The sequence below is a fragment of the Methylothermaceae bacteria B42 genome, from assembly GCA_001566965.1.
Taxonomy (GTDB): Bacteria; Pseudomonadota; Gammaproteobacteria; order Methylococcales; family Methylothermaceae; genus Methylohalobius.
Window position 1 is genome coordinate 91,613 of record LSNW01000013.1, and the last position, 10,758, is coordinate 102,370.

The window sequence follows — 10,758 nt, forward strand, 5'->3', positions numbered from 1 at the left end:
TGATCAATGGGATTGACCTTTAATGCTTTTGTATAGCAAGTGAGGGATTAAAAGCCTCAGAGGCATTCTCAAATAATGGGAACGCACATACAGCAACCAACGGGCAATGCTATTGATTCTATTTTTCTTTCCTGGCAAATCTGGAAATATTGCCCGGGGCACCAATCTGTCCATTATCACAATGGCCAGTCTGCTGGGCTTGTCATCAAACTGAATATCATTAGGTATAGGTGTAGCAACAATTTGCTTGCAATAACGCAGCGCATAAAACAATGGCCGCTGCAGACCCTGTATTTTCGATCGTTCCATCAATTGAGCCCAGGCATCCCGGTCAGAACCACAAAACCGTCGAAACAGTTCATCCAAATCCACCAGATCCCGAATTCGACCATCCAGGTCGGAATCATAAAAAAGATGAACAACCGCGTGCAGAATCATGTCTTTCCAACATAACACTTTAAAGCGGCTTCCCTCAATGGGCCTGGCCGATTCAAACAGAAGATCGCTATTCGGTTTAAGCTTGGCGGTCAATGGCAACAGCGCATGGTGGACATCGACTTCCACTTTCCTCTCCCGGTGGCGCAGAGGAGGAATTTCATGCATCCACTCCCGGTAATAGCGCTGATCATATTCGCTGAGTTCTTCTGGTTCCCACCCTTGCTCTTGTAACAACCTTTCGAACTCTGAAATATCAGAAGCAGGCACCAAAATATCCAAATCCGCCGCCAAACGGCTCTCGGCAAAAGGCAGATTCAAAAGCAAATAAGCACCGCCCTTTAAGGCAACTACCTCGTAATTTGTTCCACGCAGCGCTCTTTGAAGCCGGTTCATCTCCCACCGGATCAAGCGTGACCGATACCGGGAATAAATTTGAGCGGCTAGAAAACGGGTCTTTACTTCTTCAGGCAGCTCCCCTGTCATCCCTTGTCTCTCGAGGCGGTTACCGAGGCTGGCAGTCAATCTGCTTTTATCGGTCATGCATAGCAACACATCCCACTCCAAAGCAGTGAGCTCTATACTGCTTGCAGGATCCAGTAACACTTTACGCAAAGGGGATAGCTGCAGATTATCGTTCAAGAAACCAACGATTCAAAAAGCGGCAATGCTTCTTCAAGTTTACCGTAGGTGAAATTGTAATATTGGCACCGGCGGATAAGCCTGGCCACCCGCTTGAAACCCTCAGCCCCCAATACTTCATAGTTGAAGGCATTGGTTGCCAGTTTCATCAATGCATAAGAGGGTTTCAAAGGTTTTAACACCGCGGCTGCATTATTATTAAATTTCGGAAAGATGATGTAACGGGGAGTAGCTGGCTGCTTCATTCGCGCCGCACTCATTTTTGTGGGCGCAAGATGGGCAACCGTTCCCTTGCGGGTTTTCGGAAACAATGGCCCAATGACCGCCTGGGGTGAAAATGCCCGGATAACCTCAATCGATTGATTTTTTAGAGGGATAGGTCTCGGCAAGGGATCTACCTCCCCATCGGAACGCACCAATCCAAATTCATCAGACAACAGACGCCAACCAGATAACATTAATGCTGAACACAATGTGCTTTTCCCTGATCCAGGATAAGCCGGCATGATTATAGCTATACCATTTTTTTCAATCACGGCGGAATGCAAGATTAAATATTGGTGCGCCCTGGTACCAATGCACCAGTTCCACCCCCATTCAAACAGCGGGCCGCCCATATCCAAGGGGAAAGGTTCGAAAAGCTTGCGGCCATTTTCACGAAAAACCACTTGAGGACGAATAAACCGCCTCAATGTTAAAGGCGCATTCAGGGAAATATGGAAATCAGAGATGGAAGGGAAGTCTAATACGGAGAATTCTGGATAGAGCTTATGTAAAAACGGAGGAAAATAGCTATTTTTGGTTTTAATGTTTACTTTGAATGGGCCAACCCAAAGGGTTACCCCTTGAGTTGACTTCAGCAAACTGCCTAATTCATCTTGTGATATTTCGCCAACCTTCACTCAACCGGCTCTACCAATCCCAAATCGTCAAACTCTTCCAACAAACGGCTGAGTAGCTGCTCAACTTCGGCTTTTTCAGCAACCCCAAATTCGTCACAATATTTTACAACCAAATCCTCTATGGTTTGCGGGGATGACTCAAACCAAGATAAAACTTGGCTTGCCACATGATTAAGCTGATGAGTTTCTCCAGAAACTAGATTAAAAACAATTACTTCATCAGGCCACTTTTCCCATAATAACCCCCCATGAACTCTCCACTTTTGGGAATTCATCAAAACCAAAAAGATTACGGAGTTGGGGGATGTATAGATGCCCAACAGGAAGTCGTAATTGCTACTTCGTCAAGACCAGATTTACCATACTTGACAATTTCCCCATCTGAATCTACTAACGCCAAAACATAGCACTTTCCTTCCGAAGTTACCTTGAATTTGGGTGATGTCGTCCCTGCTTGTACCATTTTTTGTCCTTGGACAGCCCTTCGTTTTCGTAGCTCCATAACCTCACGCGTTCCCATTCTCTTTTTCCGGACTTTTTGAATATTTTGTCCAATTTCTACAAACTCGACGTTATCTTCTTCCCTTAACCATTTATCAGGATTTTCAATTCCGATGGGCTCAGAGGGGTTTTTATAGACATAAAATTGCGTACCATCATCACTTTCAAGTAAACGACAATCCACCTCTTTGCGTACCCAGACTTTGTCATCGTCTTGGTTTTGAATTAACGGATCTGCTCCTTGAGCTTCAGTTTTAGCGTTTTCAATACATTGCTTGGCGCTACTTAAAGCCATAGCCGCACCACTACGCAGAGTCATCACTACGGGAATTGCCAAAGCACCTGACTTGACTAGCCGTCGTTTACTGGAAGAAAAAGATACATCATTAGATTCTGTTTTGTCTTTCTGTTCTTCTTTTTTGCCATCAAGCATATCGCTATCCTCTTGCAATACAAATTCAATTAAATTTTTAATCGCACAAACTTAAAAACTAACTAAAGTTCATGCATTTATAATGCCAAAATAAAATAAACCTTGCGGTTTCAAAAGGATAAATTTGTATTCAACTTTACCTTTATTAGCACTGTAAAAAAATCTGACATATTTGCTAAATCAATATTTTAGACCTTTTTGACTTAACAGTCGCTTAGCGTACTGAATCGGAATGGCATAACTAATCCCACTCGGCTTAGACAGAAGATTTTCCTTACTTTCTTTGATAAACACTTTATTGATAATTCCAATCACATCCCCAGACCTCTGATCATATAAAGGGCTCCCACTGTTGCCTGGATAGGCAGTAGCATCCAGCTGAAATACGCGATAGGGTTCTTGCAGTCTTCGCAGCAATTTTGGATCAAGATACCTCGCCTTGAGTGTGGGAATTGCGATGGGGGTTATACTTGACACGATACCCTCGTGGGTAACCGGATAGAGTCCCAAAATCATGCCGATGGGAAAGCCTGTAAACGCAAACCGTTGCCCTTCTCTCACCTGACGAGAATCGCCCAACTTAAGGGCTTTAAGGGGGGAGCCGGCAATTTTTAGTAAAGCAACATCATGTCTTTTATCCAAGGCGACAACCTTGGCGCCTCGAAGTTTGTCTTTTTTTCTGGATTTAAAAAATACCGCCAGCGTCTCAAACTTTGCTTTATCCAAAGCTTCAGGAAGCACGTGGGCATTGGTTAGAACATAGGTTCCATCAGCTACTGCAAAGCCTGTGCCTCTAAAGATCGCCGGGGGAGAGCGGGTACGTTGATAAGTGCCAACCGCAACAATACTGGGCTTGATCGCAACGATAGTGTCCGGCAAGGGATTTTCCTGGGAAAGGACGGCTGAAACCCAAAAGCCTAAAAATAAGACGAATGCCCGTAATCGGCCAATCAACATCCTTACCAATACATCCAAAAATCATTGCAAACTAGACAGATAATAACAGATCAGCAACCTCGGTGAACTCATAATAGACATCGGACATTACCAGTTCTACCTGAGAATCCTCCAAATGGGTGATTTCCAGGATTTCAGTTGGCATTTCCGCCAAAATATCTTCCACCGCATCGCCTTCCGACAGGACACCGGTTAAACGAACCGCCAAACTGACCAACGCAGTTTCCAAAGGAAATTCTTTTACCTTTTCCGGCTCCAAATGCAAACCAATCGCCTCTTGCAGCCACACGGGCATGTTCCACTGGCGGGCGATTTCTCTCCCCACATCGGCATAAGTAAAGCCAAGCAAATCTTTTTCCAGCAATGGCACCAATGAACGTTTACCTTGGGCAGCCAACAGAATTTCGCGGGTTTCATCGGGACACTTGTAATACAGTAACAAAGCGCCGATGCCATGTAGCAGCCCCCCCACAAACAACCGTTCCGGGTGCAGCACCCCGGCTTCTTTCGCCAGCAGACGCGCCACCACGGCACAATAGGTGCTTTGCACCCAGAATTCATCCATATCAATCAATTGAGTGGGGATATTCCTGAACTTACTCAACGCGCAGGTGGCCAGTGCGAGACTGTAAAGAGAATCGACACCTACTAACGTAACCGCCCTGGAGACAGTATCAATCTTTCCACCAAACCCATAGATAGGACTGTTAGCTAGTTTCAACAAACGCGCGGTCAAGGCGGGATCCTTGGAAATAATTTCACCAATTACGCTAGCATTGCCATTGGGATTGGCAATCGCTTCTTGCAGTTGAAACAGCACATCCGGCAAAGAAATCAGCTCACTCCCGGTTTCCAGAAGTTCTGCTGGAGAATTAAATTTACTCATAGATTCACCGCTGGTAAAAATTCAAAACGCGGGAAACATAGTGACGGGTTTCTAGATAGGGAGGAATTTGATTCCCGTATTTTTTCACCGCCGCTTCCCCGGCATTGTATGCGGCCACTGCCAATTTGATATCGCCAAACGTATCAATGAGATCCCGTAAATAGCGGCTTCCCGCCTCGATATTTTTGGCGGGATCGTGGCGGTCTTCAACGCCGTAACGCCTCGCTGTCTCTGGCATTAATTGCATCAACCCCACCGCCCCCTTCGGGGAAACTGCCTTTGGATTGTAACTAGACTCCGCCCGTATCACTGCGTGCAATAAAGCCGGGTCCAAATCATATTTTTTGGCAATCTTTTCAATCAATGGGGAATACAGCGCCCGTTTTGTCGCCAAGGATTTCCCCCGCCTGCGAGACATGGAGGAACGAATAATCAGCTTGTAGCGGGAATGCCGGGGCTTATCCGAATAATAGACCTGGCCGGAAGAATCCACATATTTGTAGACATCCGCCGCTGCCATGTTCGTCAATGCAAAAAGCCCCAATCCTATGGCAATGGGAATTCTCATCGGCGTCCTAGAGTTTGGAGTGACCACACTTTTATTGTTATCGGCCAATTGCAATTTTACTTTAGCTCGGAAATTCCCGGCCGAATTTTTCCAGCGCATGTTCTCGCTCTTTCCCGAGCCTGCAGAATATCTGCGCCTACCGCCAGCGCCACCCCCATACGCCGCCGTTCGAAAGCAATGGGTTTGCCAAATAAGCGTACTTGGCTTTCCGGTACTTTCAGAGCCTGATCGACGTTCGAAAATACAATTCCAGCGCCTTCCAATCCGCCATAGATAACAGCACTGGCGCCGGGTTGGCTCATCCTTGTATCGACTGGCAACCCCAAAAAAGCACGCACATGAAGTTCGAATTCGTTTTGCATTTGGGTGGCCATGGTCACCATACCGGTATCGTGGGGCCTAGGACTGACTTCACTAAACCATACCTGATCGCCGCGGATAAATAATTCCACCCCGAACAACCCGCGCCCACCCAAGGCTTCTGTCACCTTGGCGGCAATCCGTTGGGCTTCTTCGAGAGCCGCAGAAGACATTGGCTGTGGCTGCCAGCTTTCCACATAGTCCCCGCTTTCCTGGCGATGACCGATGGGTTGGCAAAAGTAAGTTTCAATTTCTCTTGCCTGATTCAATGCGCGCACGGTCAACAAAGTAATTTCAAAGTCGAAATCGATCTTTTCCTCGACAATCACCCGGCCCCGGTCCACCCGCCCGCCTTTTTTGGCCTTTTCCCAAGCCGCTTCCAGTTCTTCGGTTTTTTGTACCAACGACTGTCCTTTGCCCGAAGAAGACATAGTGGGTTTGATAAAACACGGAAAGCCCACTTCAAGGGCAATTTGCTTTAATTGTTCCAAAGAATCGGCAAAACCATAACGGGAGGTCGGCACGCCAAGCTGTTCCGCCGCCAGGCGCCGGATGCCTTCCCGATCCATGGTCAAGCGAACCGCGTTGGCCCGGGGTACTACCTGAGCAAGCGCCTCGTCTTCCACTGCAACCAACGTTTCTGTCCCCAGCGCTTCAATTTCCGGAACGATCCAGTGGGGCTGTTCCCGTTCGATCACCCCCCAAAGTTGCAAGGGATCGGTCATATCGATGACATGGCTGCGATGGGCGACTTGCTGTGCCGGGGCATTCTCATACCGGTCCACGGCAATCACCTCCAACCCATAGCGCTGGCAACAAATAGCAATCTCTTTCCCCAATTCTCCGCTGCCAAGCAGCATTATTTTGGTGGCGCTAGCGGTGAGGGCGGTACCGATTTGCATGAGAGTGGCTCCAGTCGTTTAATTCCAATGCCCAAATTTAGCATACGTCTAGGGGCAGAGCTTGGTTTTCGGAGACGCCGTTAATCCCTCCATGGAGACTTGGACGCAGCCATCCAGGGTGCGTACACTCCGAAAACCAAGCCCTGCCCCTAACCTCAAACCGAATACTGGTAAACCCCAATATCAATTCCTTTCCAGTATCCTTATAATTTATTCCCCTAAGGGTTCATAGTATCTTAAACCCAATTACCCTATGAAAAATCAAGCCGCTTCATAGGCTTCCCAAGCCTTGGCCAAGCGTTTTTCGGAAATGGGAAAAGCGGTTTTAATGGGCTGGGCAAATAATGACACTCTAAACTCCTCCAAACTCCAACGAAATGGATCGATTTCTGGTTCAATGCCACCCGCTTTCACCCGTTTCCAATAGGCCTGCCAAAATGGCCGGATTTTTTGAATCTTCATTTCATCCTTGGCCAGTTCGTATTGTGCCTTTTCCAACCGATATTGCAACGCTTTCAAATAACGAGGCAACTCTCGCAGCCTCGACCATGGGGTATGGCGTAGAAAACCTTGATAGACAAGCAAACTCAATTGTTCCTGGATATCCGCACCGGTAGCGCTTTGGTGCAGATGCTTCATTTCTGTAAAAGAAATTTTACACTGGTGAATCTGTGCCAAAATGGCTTTAACCTTACCGCCCATTTCCTGGGCCTTGGTCAATAACTCACCCCGGTGCCGCGCCAAACAAGCCTCAAAAGCATCCTTGGAACGAATAGTCTCGACCACATCAAGAAAAACCTCATCTATCACCAAATCCACCATATCATCCAATAAGGATTGCTGCTTTTCATCAGCATATAAAAAAGGATGCTTGGGTAGTTTGGCATAGATCAGTTCGTCGGCGCTGCCGAGGGGAAGTTGACGGCGCAAATATTTAACATCCTTAGACAAATTCAAACGTATTAAACGGCATAATCCCCGCCGGTGCGCCTTGCTTGCTTCGGCTTCGGTAGCAAACAAGCCGACGCCGCAGGCTTCCCCTTCATCCACCACCGCCGGAAAACCAAGCACCACTTGCCCATTTTTAGACATTTTATGGGTCTTGGATAAATCACCGAATTCCCAGCTTTTACAGCCACTACGGGTCAATTCGGAGGTGGCGGCCCGCTTGAAGCCTTGCTGGGCCTTCAAAGTCAGTTTGGTTTTGAGCCGCTCCAAATCCCGGCCTTGTGCCACGATGCGCCCGCGTTCATCGAGTATTTTAAAATTCATTTTCAAGTGATCAGGCAATTCCGCTTCCCTGAGCTGCGCCGGGTTCATCTCGATGCCACTGACCCGGAGCAATGCCTTTGCCACGACTCGGTAAAATTCACCTTGACCGAAAGTCAATGCTTCCGCCAATCTCTGGGCGGTATCAGGAATCGGTACCAATCGCCGGCGATAGCCCTTGGGCAGGCCCTTCAGGAGAAAAATCAGTTTCTCCTGAAGCATGCCCGGCACGAGCCAATCAAAGTCCGCCTGCTGTAATTGGGGCAACACTCCCAGGGGCACTTCCACGCTGACACCGTCTTCCTCATGGCCAGGCTCAAACCGGTACCGCAGTGGCAACTGCAAATCCCCCTTCGTCCAATGGTCTGGGAAATCCGTCGTGCGCAAATCCCCTTCGTGGCGCGCAATCAATTCCCGGGTCAGCTTTAGAGTATCGGGCTGGTGGCGGACGATTTGTCGGTACCAGCGCTCGAAATCCGCGCCGTTACAAATGTCAGCCGGGATACGCTGATCGTAAAAATCGAACAACCATCCTTCATCCACCATCAAGTCGACCCGCCGCACCTTGTGTTGCAGCAAACCAAACTCTTCCAACAATGCCTGGTTGTGGCGGAAAAATGCCAATCGGCAATCGTAATCCTGCTCCACCAAAGCAGAGCGAATGAAAATTTCCCGGGCTTTTTTGGGATCCAGTTTCTCATAGGGAACCTTGCGCCGTTCCACCAAGGTCAGGCCAAACAATGTCACCCGCTCAAAAGCCGCCACCCGCCGTGCCTTTCTTTCCCAATGCGGATCATAATAGTGGCGCTTGAGCAAGTGTCCGGCCATTTGTTCGACCCACTGGGGTTCAATCCTGGCGTTGATCCGGGCGTACACCTTACTGGTTTCCACCTGTTCCGCGGAAACCAGCCAGCGGGGGCGGGTTTTGAACAAGCCGGAACCAGGGAAAATAAAAAACTTCAAACCGCGGGCGCCTTCATACTCAAACTTATCCTTGCGAAAACCGATATGGGAAAGCAAGCCGGAAACAATTGCCCGATGGATTTCCTGATATTCCGCTGGTTGCTGATTGGGCCGCCAGCGCAGCTCCCCTTTGACGACTTCCTGCAATTGACTATGAATATCCTGCCATTCCCGCATTCTCAAATAAGAAAGAAAATGCTCCCGGCAAAACTTTCGCAGTTGGTTTTTGGACAGATGCTTTTGCCGTTCTGTATAAAGTTGCCAGAGCTTGAGGAAGCTCAGAAAGTCCGATTGTTCATCGCGCCACTGCGCATGTTTGGCATCGGCGGCCTGGGCTTGATCGGCCGGCCTTTCCCTGGGATCCTGGATACTGAGGGCCGAGACGATCACCAACATTTCCGTCAAGCAGTTTTGCTCCTTGGCCGCCACCAACATTCTTCCCAATCTAGGGTCGATGGGGAATTTAATCAGCGTACGACCAATGTCGGTCAGTTGACCCTTGTCATCCAGCGCCTGTAATTCTTGCAATAATTTAATGCCGGAACGGATTTGCCTGGCATCGGGCGGGTCGATGAAAGGAAAGCGCTCGATATCTCCCAACCGCAGCGCCTTCATTTGCAAAATCACCGCAGCCAGATTGGTGCGGCGGATTTCAGGGTCGGTGAACTGAGGCCTTCCCAATAAATCTTCTTCCGAATAGAGCCGGATGCACACCCCTGGCGCCACCCGCCCGCAGCGCCCGGCGCGCTGCTTGGCGGAAGCCTGGGAAATCGGCTCAATGGGAAGGCGCTGCAATTTACTGCGGGGGCTGAAACGGCTGATCCTGGCCAGGCCGGTATCCACCACCGCCCGGATTCCAGGGACGGTCAACGAGGTTTCCGCCACATTGGTGGATAAAATCACCCGCGGTCTGCCGCCGGTTTGAAAAATCCGCTGCTGCTCCTTGGCGCTCAGGCGGGCGTAGAGTGGGAGAATTTCATATTTTTCCGGATGATGCTTGCGCAAGGCCTCGGCGGTCTCGCGGATATCCCTTTCGCCGGTGAGAAAGACCAAAATATCGGCCAGATTTTCCCGCGCCAGCTCATCCACTCCCGCCAGAATGCCATCCACCATTTCTTTATCCGTAGCCTCGCCTTCGGCCAGGGAGCGGTAGCGGATTTCCACCGGGAAGCTGCGTCCGGAAACTTCAATAATGGGGGCCTTGCCAAAATGCTCGGAAAAACGCTGGGGGTCAATGGTGGCGGAGGTAATAATGATTTTGAGATCGGGCCTTCTGGGAAGCAACCATTTGAGATACCCCAGCAAAAAGTCGATATTGAGGCTGCGTTCATGGGCTTCGTCAATAATCAGGGTATCGTACTGGGAAAGAAAGCGGTCGTTTTGGGTTTCGGCCAGCAAAATCCCATCGGTCATGAGTTTAATCAGGGTTTCAGGCCGGGTCTTGTCGCTGAAGCGGATTTTATACCCCACCAAATTGCCCATCTCTTGTCCCAGTTCTTCGGCAATCCTCGATGCCACGCAGCGGGTGGCAATCCGCCGGGGTTGGGTATGGCCGATCAATCCGTGAACGCCGCGCCCGACTTCGAGACAGATCTTCGGCAACTGAGTGGTTTTTCCAGAACCTGTCTCCCCGCAAACGACAATCACCTGATTGTCCCGAAGCGCCTGGGCGATATCGTCTTTTTTATCCGCTACCGGCAACTCAGGGTAAGATAATGGGGGAATGCTGGCCCGCCTCGCCTCTGCTTGGGAAACCGATTGCTCCACGGCACTGATCAATGCCGCGAGCTTTTCCTCTGCCGGCTGCTTTCCAAGCCTCTGGGCTTGCTGCCGTAATTTATGGCGGTCTTGGGTCATGCAGCGGGTTATTTGCTCTAGTAAATCATTCAATACCATTTGAAAAATGCTCGATACCAGCTAAATTTGTATCTGATACGATC

Annotated in this window: 8 protein-coding genes; all 8 read right to left on the reverse strand. The window is 49.2% G+C overall.

Annotation, left to right across the window (positions count from 1 at the left end):
- Positions 1–3: 3 nt before the first annotated feature.
- Positions 4–1,077 carry a hypothetical protein gene (locus AXA67_06560; protein ID KXJ41202.1) on the reverse strand — a complete coding sequence of 358 codons (1,074 nt, stop codon included), beginning with the start codon at positions 1,075–1,077 and terminating at the stop codon, positions 4–6.
- The gene (locus AXA67_06565) at positions 1,074–1,979 is read right to left on the reverse strand and encodes a hypothetical protein (GenBank protein ID KXJ41203.1); all 906 of its coding nucleotides are present in this window, start codon (positions 1,977–1,979) and stop codon (positions 1,074–1,076) included. Before AXA67_06565 ends, AXA67_06560 begins: the two co-directional genes overlap by 4 nt.
- A gap of 289 nt (positions 1,980–2,268) precedes the next feature.
- Positions 2,269–2,913, reverse strand: a complete 645-nt coding sequence (locus AXA67_06570) for a hypothetical protein (protein KXJ41204.1) — start codon at positions 2,911–2,913, stop codon at positions 2,269–2,271.
- 180 nt (positions 2,914–3,093) lie between these two features.
- Positions 3,094–3,870: a peptidase S1 gene (locus AXA67_06575; GenBank protein ID KXJ41205.1), complete on the reverse strand. Its 777-nt coding sequence runs from the start codon at positions 3,868–3,870 to the stop codon at positions 3,094–3,096.
- Between the two features lie 31 nt (positions 3,871–3,901).
- The gene (locus AXA67_06580) at positions 3,902–4,756 is read right to left on the reverse strand and encodes a hypothetical protein (protein KXJ41206.1); all 855 of its coding nucleotides are present in this window, start codon (positions 4,754–4,756) and stop codon (positions 3,902–3,904) included.
- 4 nt (positions 4,757–4,760) lie between these two features.
- A complete protein-coding gene (locus tag AXA67_06585) occupies positions 4,761–5,324 on the reverse strand; it encodes a hypothetical protein (protein KXJ41235.1) in 564 nt (187 codons plus the stop codon).
- Between the two features lie 56 nt (positions 5,325–5,380).
- Entirely contained in the window at positions 5,381–6,586 is a 1,206-nt protein-coding gene (locus AXA67_06590) for a phosphoribosylglycinamide formyltransferase (GenBank protein KXJ41207.1), read from the reverse strand.
- Between the two features lie 261 nt (positions 6,587–6,847).
- Positions 6,848–10,714, reverse strand: coding sequence for an ATP-dependent RNA helicase HrpA (locus tag AXA67_06595; GenBank protein ID KXJ41208.1), 3,867 nt, complete (start codon positions 10,712–10,714; stop codon positions 6,848–6,850).
- Between the last annotated feature and the right edge of the window lie 44 nt (positions 10,715–10,758).